Source organism: Nioella nitratireducens, from assembly GCF_001879715.1.
Lineage (GTDB): Bacteria > Pseudomonadota > Alphaproteobacteria > Rhodobacterales > Rhodobacteraceae > Nioella > Nioella nitratireducens.
In genome coordinates this window covers 39402-59181 of sequence record NZ_MNBW01000015.1, presented here as the reverse complement: position 1 = coordinate 59181, position 19780 = coordinate 39402, and the positions used below count along the sequence as shown (strand labels likewise).

Annotated in this window: 16 protein-coding genes; 2 read left to right on the top strand and 14 right to left on the bottom strand. The window is 63.0% G+C overall.

Annotation, left to right across the window (positions count from 1 at the left end; all coding sequences use genetic code 11):
• Positions 1–5: 5 nt before the first annotated feature.
• From BKY27_RS15000 to BKY27_RS14955, 10 genes are read right to left on the bottom strand one after another with little or no spacing between them, the layout of a single operon-like run.
• Positions 6–1169, bottom strand: coding sequence for an acyl-CoA dehydrogenase family protein (locus BKY27_RS15000; RefSeq protein ID WP_071675305.1), 1164 nt, complete (start codon positions 1167–1169; stop codon positions 6–8).
• A 3-nt stretch (positions 1170–1172) separates the two neighbouring features.
• Positions 1173–1967, bottom strand: a complete 795-nt coding sequence (locus BKY27_RS14995) for a citryl-CoA lyase (RefSeq protein ID WP_071675304.1) — start codon at positions 1965–1967, stop codon at positions 1173–1175.
• Positions 1967–2881 carry an SDR family NAD(P)-dependent oxidoreductase gene (locus BKY27_RS14990; RefSeq protein WP_084667988.1) on the bottom strand — a complete coding sequence of 305 codons (915 nt, stop codon included), beginning with the start codon at positions 2879–2881 and terminating at the stop codon, positions 1967–1969. Before BKY27_RS14990 ends, BKY27_RS14995 begins: the two co-directional genes overlap by 1 nt.
• A 12-nt stretch (positions 2882–2893) precedes the next feature.
• Positions 2894–3853 carry a hydroxymethylglutaryl-CoA lyase gene (locus BKY27_RS14985; protein WP_071675302.1) on the bottom strand — a complete coding sequence of 320 codons (960 nt, stop codon included), beginning with the start codon at positions 3851–3853 and terminating at the stop codon, positions 2894–2896.
• Between the two features lies 1 nt (position 3854).
• Positions 3855–5864: an acetyl/propionyl/methylcrotonyl-CoA carboxylase subunit alpha gene (locus BKY27_RS14980; protein WP_071675301.1), complete on the bottom strand. Its 2010-nt coding sequence runs from the start codon at positions 5862–5864 to the stop codon at positions 3855–3857.
• 10 nt (positions 5865–5874) lie between these two features.
• Positions 5875–7482, bottom strand: coding sequence for an acyl-CoA carboxylase subunit beta (locus BKY27_RS14975; protein ID WP_071675300.1), 1608 nt, complete (start codon positions 7480–7482; stop codon positions 5875–5877).
• On the bottom strand, positions 7479–8870 hold the full coding sequence (locus BKY27_RS14970) for a phenylacetate--CoA ligase family protein (protein WP_071675299.1): 1392 nt from the start codon (positions 8868–8870) through the stop codon (positions 7479–7481). The genes BKY27_RS14975 and BKY27_RS14970 overlap by 4 nt, the downstream gene beginning before the upstream one ends.
• A 26-nt stretch (positions 8871–8896) precedes the next feature.
• Positions 8897–10057 carry an acyl-CoA dehydrogenase family protein gene (locus BKY27_RS14965; protein WP_071675298.1) on the bottom strand — a complete coding sequence of 387 codons (1161 nt, stop codon included), beginning with the start codon at positions 10055–10057 and terminating at the stop codon, positions 8897–8899.
• Between the two features lie 7 nt (positions 10058–10064).
• On the bottom strand, positions 10065–10844 hold the full coding sequence (locus BKY27_RS14960; protein WP_071675297.1) for an enoyl-CoA hydratase/isomerase family protein: 780 nt from the start codon (positions 10842–10844) through the stop codon (positions 10065–10067).
• Positions 10841–12022 (bottom strand): acyl-CoA dehydrogenase family protein, encoded by a 1182-nt coding sequence (locus tag BKY27_RS14955; RefSeq protein ID WP_071675296.1) that lies wholly within the window; start codon positions 12020–12022, stop codon positions 10841–10843. Before BKY27_RS14955 ends, BKY27_RS14960 begins: the two co-directional genes overlap by 4 nt.
• 94 nt (positions 12023–12116) lie before the next feature.
• Here BKY27_RS14955 and BKY27_RS14950 point away from each other — a divergent pair, with 94 nt between their 5' ends.
• Positions 12117–14150: an NADPH-dependent 2,4-dienoyl-CoA reductase gene (locus BKY27_RS14950; RefSeq protein ID WP_071675295.1), complete on the top strand. Its 2034-nt coding sequence runs from the start codon at positions 12117–12119 to the stop codon at positions 14148–14150.
• 22 nt (positions 14151–14172) lie between these two features.
• Positions 14173–15693, top strand: a complete 1521-nt coding sequence (locus BKY27_RS14945) for a class I adenylate-forming enzyme family protein (RefSeq protein WP_071675294.1) — start codon at positions 14173–14175, stop codon at positions 15691–15693.
• Between the two features lie 27 nt (positions 15694–15720).
• Here the strand turns inward: BKY27_RS14945 and BKY27_RS14940 are convergent, their stop codons facing one another.
• From BKY27_RS14940 to BKY27_RS14925, 4 genes are read right to left on the bottom strand one after another with little or no spacing between them, the layout of a single operon-like run.
• On the bottom strand, positions 15721–16176 hold the full coding sequence (locus tag BKY27_RS14940) for a PaaI family thioesterase (protein WP_071675293.1): 456 nt from the start codon (positions 16174–16176) through the stop codon (positions 15721–15723).
• Positions 16177–16197: 21 nt separating this feature from the next.
• Positions 16198–16923, bottom strand: a complete 726-nt coding sequence (locus BKY27_RS14935) for a helix-turn-helix domain-containing protein (RefSeq protein ID WP_071675292.1) — start codon at positions 16921–16923, stop codon at positions 16198–16200.
• Positions 16907–17761 (bottom strand): SDR family oxidoreductase, encoded by an 855-nt coding sequence (locus BKY27_RS14930; RefSeq protein WP_071675291.1) that lies wholly within the window; start codon positions 17759–17761, stop codon positions 16907–16909. The genes BKY27_RS14935 and BKY27_RS14930 overlap by 17 nt, the downstream gene beginning before the upstream one ends.
• Entirely contained in the window at positions 17758–19695 is a 1938-nt protein-coding gene (locus BKY27_RS14925; RefSeq protein WP_071675290.1) for an AMP-binding protein, read from the bottom strand. The genes BKY27_RS14930 and BKY27_RS14925 overlap by 4 nt, the downstream gene beginning before the upstream one ends.
• Positions 19696–19780 lie beyond the last annotated feature (85 nt).

Genomic DNA, 19780 nt, shown 5'->3' with positions numbered 1-19780 from the left:
TGGCCTCAGAACGACCGCGGCATACCCAGGATATGCTCGCCGACATAGGACAGGATGAGGTTGGTCGAGATCGGGGCCACCTGATACAGTCGGGCCTCGCGGAACTTGCGCTCGACATCGTATTCGCGCGCAAAGCCGAAGCCGCCATGGGTCTGGATGCAGGCATTGGCCGCTTCCCAGCTGGCATCAGCGGCTAGTAGTTTGGCCATGTTCGCCTGTGCCCCGCAATCCTGCCCGGCGTCAAAGCGTTTTGCGGCCTCGAAGCGCATCAGGTTGGCGGCCTCGACGTTCACATAGGCCTTGGCGATGGGAAACTGCACGCCCTGATTCTGACCGATGGGGCGATCGAAGACGATCCGCTCGCCGGCATAGGCGCGGGCCTTGTCCACAAACCAGTATCCGTCGCCGATACATTCCCCGGCGATCAGCGTGCGTTCGGCGTTCAGCCCGTCAAGAATGTGGTAAAATCCGCGGCCTTCGGTTCCGATCAGGTTCTCGGCGGGAATCTCCAGGTTGTCGAAGAACACTTCGTTGGTTTCGTGGCCCGGCATGTTGGCGATGGGGCGCACCTCCATGCCATTGCCGATGGCCTCTTTCAGATCGACCATGAAGATTGACAGACCCTGGGACTTCTTCTTGACATCTTTCAACGGTGTGGTGCGGGCCAGCAGGATCATCAGGTCCGAATGTTGAATGCGGCTGATCCAGACCTTCTGGCCGTTGATCACATAGCGGTCGCCCTTCCTGACCGCTGTGGTCTTGAGCTTGGTCGTGTCGGTGCCGGTGGTCGGCTCTGTCACGGCCATGGACTGCAGACGCAGCGCGCCGCTGGCGATGGCGGGCAGGAATTTCTGCTTCTGCTCGTCAGACCCGTGCCGCAGAAGCGTGCCCATGTTATACATCTGCCCATGGCAGTGGCCCGCGTTGCCGCCGCAGCGGTTCACCTCTTCCATGATGATAGAGGCTTCGGTCAGACCCAGGCCCGATCCGCCGTATTCCTCGGGGATCATCGCGGCGAGCCAGCCCTCGCGGGTCAGCGCATCGACAAATTCCACGGGGTAGGTTTCGTTCTCGCCGAACTTTCGATGATATTCCGGCGGGAAATTTGCACAAAGCGCGCGCAGGGCATCGCGCAGGTCGCCATGGGTGTCGGGAGCTGATGTCTGCATCGCTTATTTCGCTCCCGGTCCCGAAGTTTCAAGGATTTCCTGCTCGGCACGCTGCCACAGCTCATAGGAAATCGGGTTTTCGCTTTCCTCAAGGATATGGCCGACCAGCCCGATCGCCCGCGCCATCACACCGAAGCCGCGCACGATCTTCCAGGGGAACCAGAATTCGCAGCAGATCGCGCCGATGGCACCGGTGGCGTTGATCGGCAGCATCTTTCCCGATTTCGCCTCTGCCACGCCCTGAATTTTCTGAATCAGAGCGACATATTCGCCGGATTTGCCATTCTCGGCGGCGATCTGGAACAGGCGCGGTGTGCGTGGATCAACCGGCTTGTGTACCGGATGGCCAAGCCCCGGCACGATGGCCTTGCGGGCGCGGAACTTTTCGACCGTCTCGACGGCAAGCGCATCCAGATCGACACCGGTTCCCAGCTTGTCCTGCGGCAGCGCCTCGTAAAGCATCTTCGACGCGCCCTCCATCGAGCCGACAAAGACCGTGCCCAGCCCGCACAGACCGGCCGCCACCGCCGCCTGAAGCGATTCCGGCGCGCCCATATAGGTCATGCGTGCGGCAAGGGCCGAGGGCGTGATGCCATGTTCCACCAGGGTAATGACAATGGCGTTGAAGACCCGGCTTTCCTCTGGCGTGGCCTTGCGGCCCGTCAGTTGCAGAAAGGCGAGATCGCCCAGGTTCATGTGGCCCAGGATCTCGTTCGGCAGGTCAAGGCCCCGCACGCAGATCTTGTCAGGGGTGCTCCAGCCGATGTTCGAAGTGATCTTTTCCTTGCGCTTCCCCATCAGACCGGATCCCACGAAAAGACATCCGCCGACACCTCGAGTGGTGTGAACTGCGATCTTAGCGCGGGAATGGCGCGCTCGGCGATTTCATCTGCTGTCCAGCCATGGCCGGAATGAACCGACCGCACCGGGCGGGGCTGGTTGAAGAGGAAGATCTCATTGTTGCGAACGGCAAAGATCTGCCCGCTGACGCCATCGGCCTTGTCGGACATGAGGAAACAGGCCATGGGTGCCACCTTTGCAGGGGTCATCTGTTTGAGCTTTGCAACCCGCGCCATCTGATCGGGCGTTTCGGTCTTGATCGACGAGATCATCCTGCTCCAGGCGAAGGGCGCGATGCAGTTCGACCGCACGTTCCACCGCTTCATGTCGAGCGCGACCGATTTCGAGAACGCCGCGATACCCAGCTTTGCGGCCGAATAGTTCGCTTGCGCCAGATTGCCGATCAGACCCGAGGTCGAGGTCATGTGAACCAGGGCGCCGCCTTCCTGTTCGCGGAAATAATCGGCGGCAGCGCGGCTGGTATTGAAGGCACCATAAAGATGGACCTTCACCACCGCATCGAAATCCTCATAGCTCATCTTGTGAAAGAACCCGTCGCGCAGGATGCCTGCGTTGTTGACCACAGCGTCAATGCGACCGAATTCCTTGACACCGGCCTCGATCATCGCACGCGCGGCCTCGGGGTCGTTGACCGAACCGCCATCGGCGATCGCATCACCTCCGGCGGCTTTGATCTCTGCGACGACAGCCTGAGCGGCGCTTTCGGTCTGGCCGGTGCCTTTCAGGGACGCCCCCAGATCATTGACCACCACCGCCGCCCCTTCGGACGCCGCCATCAGCGCGATATCGCGGCCGATACCGCCACCCGCGCCGGTGACCAGAACCACTTTTCCGTCAAGTGCCTTTGCCATATTCATTCCTCTTCAGTTTGCCTTGCGGTACTTGTCGAGCCCGCCGGTATGCATGACCCGGCCCATCAGTGGTGCGCCGATGATTTCTTCCGCCTTAACCGCCGCAGCGATCAGCTTGTCCAGGTCGATCCCGGTTTCGATGCCAAGCTCGTGGCACAGGAACACCGCATCCTCAGTGCAGACATTTCCTGCGGCGCGGGCATGGCCGTGGCCCGCGAAGGGACAGCCGCCAAGACCGGCGACCGAGCTTTCGAACATGTCCACCCCCATCGACAGGGCCGCGTAAAGATTGGCGATGCCAAGGCCGCGCGTGTCGTGAATATGCATCCCGATGCGGGCACCGGGTGCCAGTTCCCGCAGCGCGCCAATCATTCGTTTGACCGCCTCGGGGTTGCCCCAGCCCATTGTATCGGCGATCACAAGGATCGGTACGGGGATGTCCTCTTCTTCGCACAGCTGAAGAATGAAGCGGAAATCGTCCAAGATGCGCTCTTGCGGGATGGGGCCTTCGAGGTTGCAGCCGAAGGCCGTCATCACATAGGCCGCGTCGATCGTATATCCCTCTTCCTTGTAAAGACGAACCCAGTCGCGTTGTTTTTCCCGCATTTCCGCGGAGGAACAATTGTTGTTCGATTGGGCAAACGCCTCGGAAGGATATAACAGCAGGCGCGGGTCGATATCGACCTCATGCGCCGTCAGGGCCTTGCGAAACCCTTTGTCGTTCAGCCATAGTGACGTGTAATTCACGCCCGGCTTGCGCTTGATACGCTGGAACAACTCCCCGGTGTCCGCCATCTGCGGCACGTATTTCGGGCTGACAAAGCTGCCGACCTGAATGCGCTTCAGACCGGTTTCGCTAAGCATATCGATCAGTTCGATCCGCTGTTCGATCGGGTAGATCTTCTTTTCGATCTGAAAGCCCTCGCGCGGGCCTTCCTCACGAAATTCGACGAATTTGGGAAAGTCGCTCATTTCATTGCTCCTCAGATGGCAGTATCTCGGCGATGACCTGGCCGCGATCGACCATGTCCCCATTCGAGACGGAAATATTGCTGGCAATCCCGGCTGCGGCAGCGCGGATCGAGATTTCCATTTTCATGGACTCCATGACCGCAATCACGTCGCCTGCGGCGACGGGTTGACCGTCGGTCACCTTGATCTCGACGATCATGCCGGTTAGCGGCGAGACCACGGCGCGATCCGCTGCCGCATCGCCGCCGGCAAAGGCCAGCGGCGTGGCCGGGCGAAAGATTAGCCGACCTTCGGGCGTGTCCATCTCAATCACCCCGGCGTGCAGCCGTGCGTCGATCAGAAGGACGGTATCGCCCTCGCTCAGGCGCCATCGACCCGGCGTGATTTCACACGCGGTCAACATGGTCGCATTGCCGTTTTCCGAAATGACGGTGTATTTGTCACCAGGTTTGACCGGGCCGACGCGCAATTCTTCGGATGCACCGGCGGAATCGGTGAGCGTCACGCGCTGTCCCGCCTCAACCGCATCGCCACCCAGGCCAAGCCGCCAGCCAGTGAAGGTATCGCGGTTGGTCCAGGGATCGGCATCCGCATCGCGGCGCGACGTTGCCACGAACAGAATTGCGGCGGCTGCCTTCCACCGCTCGGGGCGGGAAAGCTGGGTCGGCTTTGTCAGCGCGTCAAGCCGACCGTCGATCCAGCGCGTATGAACCTGCATCTGCCCGAATTCGGGGTTTCGCGCCAGCGCCGTCAGAAAGGCACGGTTGGTTTCCACGCCCTCCACCGCGACATGGTCCAGCGCCGTCGCCAGCCGCGCCAGGGCGGTTTCCCGGTCGGGCGCGTGCACGATCAGCTTGGCGATCATCGGGTCGTAATAGGGCGTCACCGCGTCACCTTCTTCGACACCGCTGTCGATCCGCAGACCGCTGGGCAGGCTGAGCGTGGTCAGCGTGCCCGTCGAGGGGGCGAATTGCATGGCCGGGTCTTCGGCGTAAAGCCGCGCCTCGACGGCGTGGCCGTTGATCCGCAGATCACCCTGCACAAGCCCCAGGCCCGCGCCCTCGGCAATGCGCAGGTGCAACGCGACCAGGTCCAGCCCGGTGATCGCCTCTGTTACGGGGTGTTCCACCTGGATGCGCGGGTTCACCTCCAGAAAGAAATACTCGTCCCCCGCAACCAGAAACTCCACCGTGCCCAGACCGCGATAATCGAGCGTTTCGCCCAGGCGCACCGCGTCATGCGCGATCTCGTCCAGAAGCGCGCGGGGCAGGCCCCAGGCCGGGGCCTCTTCGATGACCTTCTGGTGGCGGCGCTGAAGCGTGCAGTCGCGCTCGAACAGGTGCACCACATGGCCCTTGCCGTCGCCCGCGATCTGCACCTCGACATGACGGGCCTCGGGCAGAAAGCGTTCCAGCAGAAGGCCCTCGGAGCCAAAGGTGGACTTTGCTTCGCGCAGCGCGCCCTCGATGTCCTCCACAAGCGTGGCTTCATCTGTCACGAGCCGCTGCCCGCGCCCGCCGCCGCCGCCGACCGCCTTGAGCAGCACCGGTAGGCCCATCTTGCGCACTTCCTGTGCGATTTCCTGCAGGTTGGAGCGCGCGCCCTGGGCGCCCGAGACAACCGGAATGCCGGCAGCAACCGCCGCGTCCTTGGCGCTGGCCTTGTCGCCGAAGCGTTCCAGCGTTTCCGGTGTCGGCCCCATGAAGATCATGCCTGCGGCTTCGACCGCGCGGGCGAAATCTGCGTTCTCTGCCAGAAAGCCGTAACCGGGATGGATCGCATCGGCGCCGACGGATCTGGCGGCGGCGATGACTGCGTCGATCTTCAGATAGCTCTCGGATGCGGGACCGGCACCGATGCAGACAGATTTGCCGATCTCACGGACGTGAAGGGCGTTGGCGTCGGCCTGCGAATGCACGCCAACAGGGGTGATGCCGCTGGCCCGCGCGGTGCGCGCGATTCGGCAGGCGATTTCGCCGCGATTGGCGATAAGAAGCGTTTTGATTTTCATGATTTGCGCCTCACATCCTGAACACGCCGAAATGCGTTTCGACCTTGGGCCTGCGCGAAGCGATGTCCAGCATCAGCGCCATGACGTCCCGGGTCTCGGCAGGCTCGATCACGCTGTCGATCCAGAGGTTGGAGGCGAAATTGTAGGCCCCCTGGAAATCCTCGTATTCCTTGCGGATTGGTGCCTTGAAGGCTTCCTCCTCCTCGGGTGTCCATTTTTTGCCTTCGCGTTCGTTGATCTGGGCGCGCACCTGCGCTAGCACGCTGGCGGCCTGTTCCGGCCCCATGATCGCGGACCGGCCCGTGGGCCAGGCGAACATCGCATCCGGCTGGAACGGGCGGCCAAGCATGGCCAGGTAACCCGCCCCGTAAGAGCCGCCGGTGATGATGGTGAACTTCGGCACCCGCGCCGAAGACATGGCGGTGATCATCTTGGCGCCCGCCTTGGCAATGCCCATCTGCTCGACGTCGCGGCCGACCATGAAGCCGTTCACATCCGCGAGGAACAGCAGCGGGATATCGCGCTGGACGCAGAGATTGATGAAATGCGTAGCCTTCAGCGCGGCCTCGACAAAGAGCACGCCGGTATTGGCCAGGATGCCGACCTCGTGGCCATGGATTCGGCCCCAGCCGGTCATGATGGTGTCGCCGAAAAGCGGCTTGAACTCGTGAAAATCGCTGTCGTCCACAAGGCGCGCGACAATCTCGCGGTTGTCGGTCGGCACCCTTGGGTCTCGGCTGACGACGCCATAGATCTCCTCGACCGGATAGGCCGGGCGGCGCGGCGACGTCGGCGTCTTGCGCGGCTGCGGCTTTTCGCCCAGGTGGCTGACGATTTCGCGGGTGATGGCCAGCGCGTGCGCGTCATCCTCGGCAAGATGGTCTGTCACGCCGGAAACGGAGGAATGCATCTTGCCGCCGCCCAGGGATTCCGCATCCACCTTTTCGCCGGTCGCAGCAAAGGTCAACTCCGGCCCGCCCAGATACATGAAGCCCTGACCGCGCACGATCACCACCTCGTCGCAAAGCGCGGGAATATAGGCCCCGCCCGCGGTGCAGGGCCCCATGACCACGGCGATCTGCGGTACGCCATCGCCCGACATGCCGATCTGTTGATGGAAGATTGAGCCGAACTGCCCCTCATCGGGAAAGATACTCGCCTGTTCCGGCAGAAACGCCCCGCCGGAATCGACCAGGGTGATCACCGGAAGACGGTTTTTCCAGGCGATTTTCTGCGCCCGGACGTGTTTGCGGCAGGTCATGCCGAAATAGGTGCCGCCCTTCACGGTAGCGTCATTGGCGATTATCATGCACTGACGTCCCTCGATCACGCCGATGCCGGTGATGATCCCTGCACCGGGTGGCACGCCTTCATATTTGTTCAGCCCGGCGAGTTCTCCGATTTCAAGAAAGGGCGTGCCCGGGTCGATCAACCGCTCGACCCGTTCGCGCGGCAGGATCTTGCCTTTGCTGACATGCCGTTCCCGCGCATTTTCGGGGCCGCCGACGCGTTGTAGCAGCCGAAGCGCATGCAGTTCGCCGACCTTTTCCCGGTAAAGCGCGTCGTTTTTCCGAAAGTCGTCGGACCCGGTGTCGAGAAGGGATTTCATTTTCGTCATGGCAGGTTCGGGAACTTTCTGAGGACAAAGGCGACCTTGGCTGCGCCGGGCTTTTCAAACGTATCCGGCGCGACCAGGCGAACGTCGGCCTTGAAGACGAGGGCATCGCGCAAGCGCTGCTCGATCTTCTTCTTGAGGGCAGCGTCATCCGCCGGATCACGGGCGGGACCGCGTTCGACGATCACTGTCAGCGCGCCCTGCGTGGTGTGGCCCTGGAAATCCGCCACGATACGCATGACGCCGTTGGTGTCCGGCACCATTTCGGTGATGACGCTGTTGATGGCGGAAGGAAAGACGTTGGCCCCGCGCACGATCAGCATGTCATCGGTCCGACCGGTGCAACGGATCTTGGGGCCGGTGCGCCCGCAAGAGCACTCTGTGTCGATGACCTCAATATAATCGCCCGACCGGAACCGCGCCAGCGGGCTTGCCCGCCGGCCGATCGCGGTATAGATCATTTCGCCCTCGGCACCCTTTTCCCAAGGAATGATCTTGCCGCTTTCGGGATCGAGCAACTCGGTGATGATGTAGTCCATGTTGACCATATGCATGCCCGATTGCGCGTCGCATTCGGCCCAATAGGTCACGCCCAGATCGGTGCCGCCCAGCATCTCGGTGCATTTGGCACCCCAGGCCGCTTCGATCTTGGCACGGATCGCCGGGATGCCGCCGCCCGGTTCGCCGCCCACGATCACCCGTTCGACGCCCAGCTCGCTGGCCTTGCAGCCAAGCACTTCCGGAGCCTTTTCGGCCAGATGCAGAACGAAGTTAGGTGCGCCGACGATACAGCGCGGGCGCGTGTCCGCACAGGCGCGCAACAGCCGTTCCACGCCGCCATCCGCCCCCACCGGCACGTCGATCGCGCCCATGTATTGCAGGCCCTGCACCACAGGGATACCGCCGACAAAGCCCTTGGCCAGCGAAAACGCGTGCAGCACCATGTCGCCGGGCCGCACGCCGTTGGCAAAGAAACAGCGCGCCGTCATCTCGTGCCACATCTCGGCGTCGGCCTCGGTCAGCGCGATATAGGACGGGCTGCCGGTGGTGCCCGACGAGGCCTGCATCTGGATAATGTCGGCCATCGGCGCGGCGCGGTGCTTGCCGAAGGGCGGCTCTGCCGCGAGGCTTTCGCGGATCTCTGTCTTGTAGGTATAGGGCAGCTTTTGCAGGTCTTCGATGGTGCGGATATCGCCGAATTCCACACCGGCCTCGGCGAACTTCTCCTGATAGAAGGTCGAGTTCGCCTTGAGATAGGCCATTTGATCGCGCAGCCGCTCTTCCTGGATGCGGCGCACCTCGTCGATCGGCGTGCCCTCGATCGCGTGCCAGTAGCGGTCGTTTACCTTGTCGGCGGCATCCTCCCGCCGGAAGCGCATTCCAAATTGCATACTTACCTCCATTCCGGGCCGGGCGATCAATAGGATCGCGGCAGGCCCATGACCTTTTCGCCGATGAAGCTGAGGCACAGCTCGCGGTTCACGGGCGCCGTACGCAACAGGCGCACCAGCGGATACATCTCGTATAGTCCCGTATCCTCGGTGAAACCCGATCCGCCATGCGCCTGCAGCGCGGCGTCCACCGCTTCGATCCCGGCTTCGGCGGCGAAGTATTTGGCCATGTTCGACGAGGCCCCTGCGGGCAGCTTGTTGTCGAACTCCCAGGCGGCGCGACGCGTCATCAGGCTGGCCATCTCGACCGCCGTATGCGCCTTGGCCATCGGGTGCTGCACACCCTGGTGCGCCCCGATGGGTTGACCGAAAACATTGCGCTCGGACGCATAGGCCACGCCCTTGTTCAGGGCAAACCGACCGATGCCGCAGCATAGTGCGGCCAGGATGATGCGCTCGGGGTTGAGGCTGTCGAACAGGATGGAAAACCCGTTGTCCACCTCGCCGACCACGTCCTCGGGACCCAGATCCACCTCGTCGAAGAACAGGGTCCACTGTTCTTCGGGCAGGGGGATCGAGATCTTCACCCGTTGTTGCGCGACGCCCTTCTTTTTCAGGTCCACGGCAAAAAGGGTGAACCCGTCGGTCTTGCGGCTGACCTCGGTGTGCGGCTTGGTCCGCGCCACAACCAAGCAATAGTCGGACACATCGGCCCCGGTGATGAAGGTCTTTTCCCCCGACAGGCTGAACCGGTTGCCCCGGCGCTTGGCCAGCGTGGTGGACTTCATCGTGTTCGACCCGGCCCCCGGTTCGGTGATCGCGAAACAGAACTGGATTTCGCCCCGGCAGGCGGCCGGAAGCAGCTCTTTCTTGTGGAACTCGGTCCCGTGGCTGGCGAGGTGGGCCAGCGACATGGTCGGGCCGACCACCATCATCAGCAGCGGAATGCCGTGATTGGCCGTGCCTTCCATGAACAGGGCCATCTCTGTCATGCCAAGCCCGGCACCGCCGTATTCTTCGGGAACCATGATGCCCAGAAAGCCGTCATCGGCGATCTTCTGAAACATCTCCCTGGGAAATTCATGTTTCCGGGCATGCCGCAGCCAATAATCGTTGTCGAATTTTTGCGCCAACTGACCGCCGTATTCGTAGATCTGGCGCTGTTCGTCGTTCAGGGTGAAATCCATGTTTTCCTCAAGTCTTGAATTCGGGGGCGCGCCGGTTCTCGAATGCGTCGAGCCCCTCGGCCACGTCATCATTGGGCAGCGCGCGCACGGCGGCGTCACGCTCCAGCCGCATTTGCTGGTCGATGCCCAGGTCCGCACCTTCCCGTGCCAGACGCTTCATCTCGGCGATACCGGGACGCGAGCGGGTGGCGATTTTTTGGCAGTATTCCAGCGCGGACTTGTGCAGATCCGCATCCGGCACGATGTAGTTGACCAGCCCTGCCTCTTTGGCCTCGGCGGCCTTCAGCCAGCGGGCTGAGAACATCAGGTCAAGCGCCCGGCGCTGCCCCATCAACCGCGTCAGCCGCTGCGAGCCGCCCCAACCGGGGATCAGCCCGAATTGCGCATGCTGATCGCCGAACTGGGCGGTTTCGGCGGCGAAACACACGTCGCAAGCCAGCATCAGCTCGATCCCGCCGGCCAGACACAACCCCTGCACCGCCACGACGACAGGGAGGGAGGAGGTTTCGAGCGCACGCAGGTTCTTCATGCCAAAGGCGATGAAATGGTCCAGCGCGGCGGGATCGTTCAGTTTGCCCTTCACCTCGGTCAGATCGGCACCGGTGCAAAAGTGCTTGCCCTGCGCCCGGATGAGGATCGCCCGAATATCCGGGTTCGCCTCGAATTCCGCGCGCGCGGCAGATATGCGCTCATGCACGTCAAGTGACAGGCAATTGAATTTCTCGGGTCGGGCCAGCTCGATGATGCCGACGCTACCTTCGATGGTTACGGCGACGGGAGCACTCATTTCGACACTCCCTTCGCCCTTTTGTCATACTGCAGCGCCAGCCGCCCGACCTTTTCGCGGGCAATCACCAGTTTCTGGATTTGCGCGGTGCCGTCGCCGATCTGCAGGCCCAGCACATCGTTATAGCGCTGATGGTGGGGCAGGTCGGTCGTGTAACCGTAATGTCCGTGCAGGATCAGACACTGGTGCAGGATCTCGCAGGCGGTTTTTGGCAGGTACCATTTGCACATCGCCGCCTCGGACGTATGCGGCAGGCCCCGGTCGCGCAGGTCCAGTGTGTAGTAGCAAAGCTGCCGCATCATGGTCAGCTGGGTTTCGGCCTCTGCCAGCGGGAAGCTTACGCCCTGATACTGCACGATGGGTGCGCCGAACGCTTCGCGCTCGCGGACATAGGCCCAGGTTTCATCCACCGATGCTTGGGCGGCACCCAGGCATTCCAGTCCGATTAGCGCGCGGGAATAGTCGAACCCGGCCATGATGGTGCCAAAGGCGCGGTCCTGTTCGGCCATCATGTTTTCTGCCGGAACAAAAACATCGTCGAAGAACACCGATCCGCGTCCGACCGGCCTGGTGCCGATGTCGTTGAAATGGGTGCGCTTGATACCTGGCTGGTTCAGATCAACGAAAAAGGCGCTGACCCCTCGCGAGCCGCCTTCGGGGTCGCCGGTGCGCGCAAAGACCACCGCCGCGTCGGCCTGGGCCGCAAAGCTCATGGAGGTCTTTTCACCGTTCAACCGCCAGCCGTTGCCGGACTTGGTGGCCTTGAGGATGAGGTTCGCCGCATCCGATCCGCCGCGCGGTTCGGTCAGGCCCAGGCCGATGACAGCATCCCCCGAGACAACCTTGGGCACCCATTCCGAAGCGATCTCGCGAGAGGCGTGCTTGGCCACCATCCCCCCCATGAGAGAGCCGAGGAGCTGGACATAGCTTGCGTTGAAATCGGCATAGGCGATTTCTTCGACGATCATCCCTGATGTGACAGAGCTTTCGCCAAGCCCGCCGAATTCTTCGGGCAGATCGGCCCCGATCAGACCCAATGCGCCCATCTCCTTGATCAGCGCACGATCAAAGGTGTGGCCGCTTGCGCGCTCGAGGTAGCTGGGTGCCAGTTTTTCAGTGGCGAACCGCTTGGCGGTTTCACGAAACGCCCTTTGATCATCTGTTGGCTGAAACTGCATCGGTGCTCCTCCCTGTGACCGAAAATTCTTCTTCCCAAAAATCTAACAAATGTTAGAATATAGATCAAGCATAGTTTTGAGGGGGATGTTCACAATGGGAAACACGCAAAGGGAAAGCTTCGAAACCATGCTTTCGCCGATCCGCGCGGGCCGACGCACGTTGCGGAACCGGATCATCATGGGGTCGATGCACACCCGGCTGGAAAACGAGCCGGACAGCCTGGCCAAACAGATCGCCTTTTACGCGGAACGAGCGCGCGGCGAGGCGGCGATTCTGGTCACGGGCGGGTTTTCGCCAAATGCCGAGGGCGTGTTCGACCAGGAAGGACCGCGCATGGATGACCCGGATAAGGCGCTGCATCTGCGACCGATCTGCGAGGCAGTCCAGGCCGAGGGCAGCCTGATCTGCGCGCAGCTTCTTCATGCCGGGCGCTACGCAAAGATCGAGGGCTGCGTTGCGCCATCACCGATTCGCGCGCTGATCAACCGTTTCATCCCGCGTGAGATGACCGATGCCGACATCCGCCGCACCATTGAAGACTTCGCCAAAGCCGCCGCCAATGCGCAGGCCGCCGGGTTCGACGGCGTCGAGATCATGGGGTCCGAGGGCTATCTGATCAACGAATTCACTGTCACGCATACCAACAAGCGTGAAGACGACTGGGGCGGCAGCGCCGAGAACCGCCACCGCTTTGCAGTCGAGACCGTGCGCGCGGTGCGGGAGCGTTGCGGGCCGGATTTCCTAGTCATCTACCGGATTTCGGCGGCTGATCTGGTCGAGGGCGGCGCGCCCGCCGATGAAATTGCGGCACTGGCGCGCAAGATCGAGGCGGCGGGGGCGGATATTCTGAACACCGGCATCGGCTGGCACGAAGCGCGCGTGCCGACGATTGCCTATCCGGTTCCGCGCGGTGCCTGGCGGCAGGCGGCGGCCAATGTGAAGGCTGCGGTGTCCATTCCCGTGGTCGCCTCGAACCGGATCAACACGCCCGCAATGGCCGAGGACATCCTTGCTTCTGGCGGGGCGGACATGATCTCGATGGCCCGGCCGTTCCTCGCCGACCCGCATTTCGTCAAGAAGGTGCGCGAGGGCCGCGCGGACGAGATCAATACCTGCATCGCCTGCAACCAGGCCTGTCTGGATTTCATCTTTTCCGACCGGCCGGTGAGCTGTTTGGTCAACCCGCGGGCGGGCCGCGAAACCGAATTCCGCGACACGCCGACGGATTCGCCCAAGAAGGTGGCGGTTGTCGGCGGCGGTGCTGCGGGCATGGCCACGGCGGCCGAGGCGGCACGGCTGGGCCATGTCGTCACCCTGTTCGAAGCTCATGACAGGCTGGGCGGGCAACTGAACCTGGCGCGTGCGGCGCCGGGCAAGGACGAGTTCGACGAAACCCTGCGCTATTATTCCGGCCAGATGAACAGGCACGGCGTCACGCTGCACCTGGGGCAGCGGGCCGGTCTGGACGATCTGACCGGTTTCGACCATGTGGTGATCGCCACCGGGGTCAAGCCGCGCATTCCCGATCTGCCGGGCGTGGACCATCCGAGCGTTGCCACCTATGCCGAGATCCTGTCCGGCGAACGTGTGGCGGGCGACAGTGTCGTGGTGATGGGGGCGGGCGGCATCGGCCATGACGTGGCCGAATTCCTCGTGACCGGATCGGCAGAGGTCCACGACACCAACGCATTCTGCGAGACATGGGGCGTAGACCCGACATTCGCCGCGCCGGGCGGTCTTGCGGGCGATCCGCTGGCACCGAAACCTTCGCGGCGCAAGGTGATCATGCTTCAGCGAAAAACCTCGAAACCGGGGGCGGGGCTTGGCGTCTCCACAGGCTGGATCCTGCGCAACGCGCTGCGCAAACACGGGGTCGAGGCCATGGGCGGCGTGGTCTATGGCCGCATCGACGACGCGGGGCTGCATATCCTCATCGACGGAAAGCCAAAGGTCATCGCCGCCGATACGATCGTGCTGTGCACCGGGCAGGAGCCAGAGCGGGCGCTGGCCGAGGCCCTCTCGGCGCGGGGCGTCACCGTCACGATGATCGGCGGGGCAAAAGAGGCGGCGGAGCTTGACGCGCTGCGCGCCATTGATGAAGGGGTGCGTTTAGCGCAGGGTCTCTGAATTGGCGTGAGGGGAGGATGCGATGCTGCCAGAGGTTTTTCGCGCAGGACGCGCCGATCTGTATTCGATCTTTCGAAGCCGAGCGCAGGGCAGTGCCAGGGTTCTTGCCGTCGAGGACGGTCGCAAACGGCAGACCTACGCCGAGTTGCTGGAGCGGGTTGATCGTCTGGCCGCCGTCTTTCTGGCGAGAGGCGTCATGCCTGGAGACAGGATCGCGATCCTGTCGCACAACCGGGCGGAATATCTTGAAACCGAACTGGCCGCTGCGGGGATCGGCGCAATCGTCGCCTGCCTGAACTGGCGGCTTGCGCCGGATGAACTGCGGCATTGCATCGACCTGGTCGAGCCGGTTCTGGCGCTGGTCGAACCCGGCCTGCGCGGCGCGTATCATGCGGTCTCCGCTACCCGATGCTTGGAGATCGGGCCGGATCTGGACGCGGCCATCGCTGGGGCCAAACCAGATCCGCGCACCGGAACCCTGGTGGAGGATCCCGAGGCCGGGCTGACAATCCTTTACACATCGGGGACGACAGGCCGACCCAAGGGGGCGCTGATCAGCCACCGCGCCCATATCGCGAGATCCATGGTCTTCGCGGCACAACTGGCGCTCGATCCCGGCGACGGCTTCATCGCCTGGGCGCCCATGTTTCACATGGCGTCCACCGATCATGCGCTGGCGACGATCTTGCGCGGCGGCACGGTGGTGATGGTGGACGGGTTGCAACCTGCCGTCATCAATGAGGCGCTGTCACGCCACAGGATCGGCTGGTTCGTGATGATGCCGGGCGCGTTGGATGCCTTCATCGCCGAGCGGCGCGCCAACCCGCTGCCGGTGAAAGGGATCAAGGTCTGCGGCGCGATGGCCGATCTGGTGCCTCCACATCAGATCGCGGAGTTGACCAGCCTTCTGGACACGCCCTTCCTGAATTCCTTCGGGGCGACCGAAACCGGCTTGCCGCCTGGCACCGCAGGTCTGATCGCGCCCGGTGTCATACCCGAAAAACTGTCCAAACGGATCAGCGCATTCTGCGAGGTCCGGCTGGTTGACCCTGAAGACCGCGACGTTCCCGACGGAACGCCCGGTGAAATGGCGATGCGCGGCCCGACGCTGTTCTCTGGCTACTGGAACGCCGACGCCACCAATGCCCGAGACTTTCGCAACGGGTTCTTTCACATGGGCGATCTGTTCCGGCGCAATCCCGATGGCACGATCGACTTTGTGGACAGGGTGAAATACCTGATCAAGACCGGCGGCGAGAACGTCTATCCGGCGGAAATCGAGCGCGTGCTTCTGGCGCATCCGTCTGTTGTCGAAGCGGCGGTGGTGCGGGCGTTCGACGCGAAATGGGGCGAAGCCCCGGTGGCCTTTGTCGCCTGCGGCAATGACCGGCCGGATGCGGATGCGCTGATGAATTTGTGCCGCGAAAGTCTGGCAGGCTACAAACGCCCGCGCGAGCTGCATTTCATCGCATTCGACGATTTCCCCAGATCGACAAGCGGAAAGGTCCAGCGGCATGTCCTCGAAGCCCGGTTGAAGGTCTGACCCTCGCCCAGTGCCCGGCCCCGGTCGTCACCCCGCCACGCCCGTCCGCCCCACCAGCGCCATCAGCGTTCCGGTCATCGTCGCGACCAGCTTTTCCTGTCCGCCCTTGGTGGCATAGGCGCGTGCCTCGCAGATGGTCAGGTTCCTTCCCGGTTTCACCACATCGGCAACGAAGCGAAACCGTTCGCCATCCGCCGGGTTGAGCAGGTTGATCTTGAATTCCACCGTCAACACCGCAGCTTCGGCGGGCATCAGCGAGAAGGCTGCATAGCCGCACGCACTGTCCAGCGCGGTCGATACGATCCCGGCATGAAGAAACCCATGCTGTTGGGTGAAATCAGCACTGTGGGCCATCTCCAGGACGATATGTCCGGGGGTAAGATCGGCAATCCTGATCCCCAGCGTGTGCATCACATTCTGTCGATTGAAACTGTCGCGCACGCGTGCGTCATAGGCAGGATTTTTCGGTTCGAATGGCGTCATGGCGTGCTGCCCTCCTGAATTTCATTCATTGATGACCAAGATTAGCCGATCCTTGAGGCGCGCATCTTGTAGGGAACGGCCAAAACCGCACTGTGCCGCCTGTAAGCGAAGTGCGCGGGGTGGTTTTCCTGCAAAGGCACGGCAGGCGGCGGACATATGAGGTTGATCGTAATATCCGGCATCCAGCGCCAGATCTGTCAGGGGCACGGTCTGCGTCGCGAGTTGTCCAAGCAACCTCCGAAAGCGCCGTGAGGCAACGAGTCGCCGCCGTGACACGCCGGTTTCCTCTCGGACCTTACGTCGTTCCGTCCGGGCGCTGCACAGCCCGGGTGACGCGGCAAAACGCAGACTCTTTGCAAGTTCGTCGAGCATAGTGACCAGCAAAGGCAGCGCCTCGTCGCTCTGCTGAACGCGCGCCAGAGCTGAAGCCAACGGTTTCAGTTCCTCGGCCTCGGGCAAACGCTCCGGTCTTGACGACAGCCGTAGCCCGGCCATGACACCATGGAATGGCATTCGGCGGGGCGTGAAACCCGGGCGCGGTGGTGCCAGCGATCCGCGCGCCCCGCCGCTGTCGTCGCACGTTATCGAAAGGGTAAAGAGGTCGGACGCGAACCGCCCGCTTCCACGTCCGCTCAGTACACCCATATCGCGGAACACAAAAAGATGGTTGATCTGGGAAGCTGCGTTCAGGGGCGGCGCCATTTCAAGATAAAGCGGCGCCGCCGCCAGGTCACTGGACGAACGCATCCCGGTTCTCAGCGACGAAATCGGTAAATCGACGGGCCGGGCGGCCCAACACATCGCTGACCGTTGTTTCGATGCCGGCAAGGTAGCCCTTGGGCGCGATCGAGGCCAGTTCGACCATGGCTCCGGCGACCTCATCCTGCATCCCGCCGGCCACCATGGCCGCTCTCGCATCCTCGGCCGACAGGGGGGCACAGGTGACATTTCGCCCTGTCACTTCGGACAAAAGGGCCGCGATATCCACGCCGGTCAGCGCTTCGGGGCCGGTCAGCCCAAGCCCCTTGCCCTCAAATCCCGGGGCGGTCAGTGTCTCGGCGGCGACATCCGCGATGTCGCGGGCGTCGATCCAGGCTACGGGGCCGCCCAGATCATCGTAGTACACCCCGTTCTTGGCAATGTTGCTGGCCTGCCAGAGCAGGTTCTGCATGAAATAGGTCGGCTGGACGAAGGTCCAGTCAAGCCCGCTTTCCTTCAGCAGCTCCTGGGTTTCGGAGTGCCATTTTCCAAAGGTCAGCCCCGCCTTGGGCGACGCACCCAGCCCGGTGGCCAGAACGACATGGCGCACGCCCGCGGCCTTGGCGGCCTCGATCACGTTCGCCTTCCACTGGCGCATGTCCAGATGGGCGGGCGTGACCAGGTATATCTTTTCTGTCCCGTCACAGGCCCGCGCCAGCGCGGCGGGGTCGGTGAAATTGGCGGTGACGGCCTCGCATCCCTTGGCCTTCAGCGCGTCCAGCCTTGCGGGGTTGCTGGTGACAGCGCGCACGGTCGCCCCCTTGGCCAGAAGCGTGTCGACAAGAGGGGAGCCGGTGTTGCCGGTTGCTCCGAAAACGGTGATCATGTCTTATCCTTTCGCAGGTCTGCAATGGGCTGGATCGTTTCGGGGTTGCTGATCGACGACAGATCGCCCGGATCCTCGCCCAGGAAGGCCGCGCGCACGATCCGGCGCATCGTCTTCATGGTGCGGGTCTTGGGCAATGCCTCGACGAAATGGATCTCGCGCGGGCGGAAGGGTTTCGACACGGCCTCGCCCACCCGGTCCTTGAGCCGTTCGACAAGCGTCGCATTGGGCGACACCCCTGGTGCCGCGACGCAGATACAGACCACGGCCACCCCCTTGATATCGTCGGGCGCGGCGATGGCGGCGGCGTCCACCACCTCGCCGGTCCCGGTCAGCGCCGCCTCGATCTCGGGCGGGCCGATGCGTTTGCCGGCGATGTTCAGCGTGTCGTCCGAGCGGCCGAGGATATACCAGGTGCCGTCAGGGTCGCGGCGCACCCAGTCGCCGTGCCGCCAGATGCCGGGATAGGTGGACCAGTAGGTTTCGAGATACCGCTCGCGGTCGCCCCAGATCGCCGGGGTCAGCCCCAGAGGCGGCTGGGTCACGACCAGTTCGCCCACCTCGCCCGGCGCGGCCTCAAGGCCATCCCCGCGCAGAACGCGCGCGCCCACACCCAGGGCCTGGGCCGAAAAGCCGCCCGGCTTGATGTCGTGCAGCACAGTTGAGGTCAGGATCGCGCCGAACAGTTCGGTTCCGCCGGAAATGTTCAGCGGCACAGCGCGGCGTCGGCAGATATGGTCGAGTTGCCAGAGCCAGGCATCTTCCGTCCAGGGCTCGCCGGTCGAGGCGACGATGCGCAGGGGTGCCAGGTCATAGGCCGAAAGTGGCTCGGGGCTTTGCGTCATGAATTGCCGCACCAGCGTGGGGGCAACGCCGATGTGGGTCACCTGCATCTCGGACGCAATGCGCAAAAGCCTGAAGGGATCGCCCGGCATAGAGGGCGCGCCCTCGGCCAGCACCAGCGTGGCGCCTGACAGCAGCACCGACAGCAGGGTAAGCGGCCCCATCACCCAGCCCATGTCGGTCATCCACAGGTGGCGGTCATCGCGTTTTATGTCGAGGCACAGCAGGATATCCGCCGTTGCCTTGGCCTGCACCCCGAGATGGGTATGCACAACGCCCTTGGGCCGGCCTGTCGTGCCCGAGGTATAGGCGATGAGAAAGGGGTCCTTGGCCTTGACGGCAACCGCTGCGAAATCCGGGTCGGCGGCACCCACGGTTTCGGTCCAGTCGAGATCGCGGGCCGGATCGGCCACCGCGCCGCCGAACCGCCGCAGGCTGAACACGGTATGAACGGAAGGCACCTCGGTCAGGGCTTCGGCCAGCATCGCCTCCATCCAGACCGGCTTGCCCCGTCTGGGTGTGGCATCCGCCGTCAGCACCGCCACGGCACCCGCATCCTTCAGGCGCGAAATGATCGCATGCGGCGCAAAGCCGGAAAACAGCGGCACCGCGACCGCGCCCAACCGGGCAATACCCAGCAGAGCGGCCTCGATTTCGGGGATCATCGGCATGTAGATACCCACCGCCTGACCCGGCTGCACCCCGCGCGCGTCAAGGGCCGAGGCAACGCGGGCGGCTTCGGCGGCAAGTTCGCAATAGCTCCAGCGGCGGCGGCTTCCGTCTTCGCCGACCCAGTCAATCGCAGTTTTTTCGCCAAGACCTTCGTGAATTCGTGCGTCGAGACAGGTTTCCGTCAGATTTAAAGTGGCTCCGATGGCCCATCTGATCGATTCAGGCCCATCGGAAATATCCCGCAGCACCGTGTGCGGCTTGCTGAACCGTATACCGGCATGGTTGATGATCCGGCCCCAGAACCAGTCCGGCTCCTCATTGGCGCGACGGGCGAGATCCTCGTAACTGCCAATGCCGCAGTCATTCAGAAAAGCGGTCAGCGTGCTTGACCGCTGAATGTCAGAGTCTGGCTGAAACATCCGCCACCTTTCTACAACGAAAAGGGCCGCACATCAGGCACGGCCAGTCGGGGAGGTAACCCTGGAAACAGCGTGGCGGCAATAC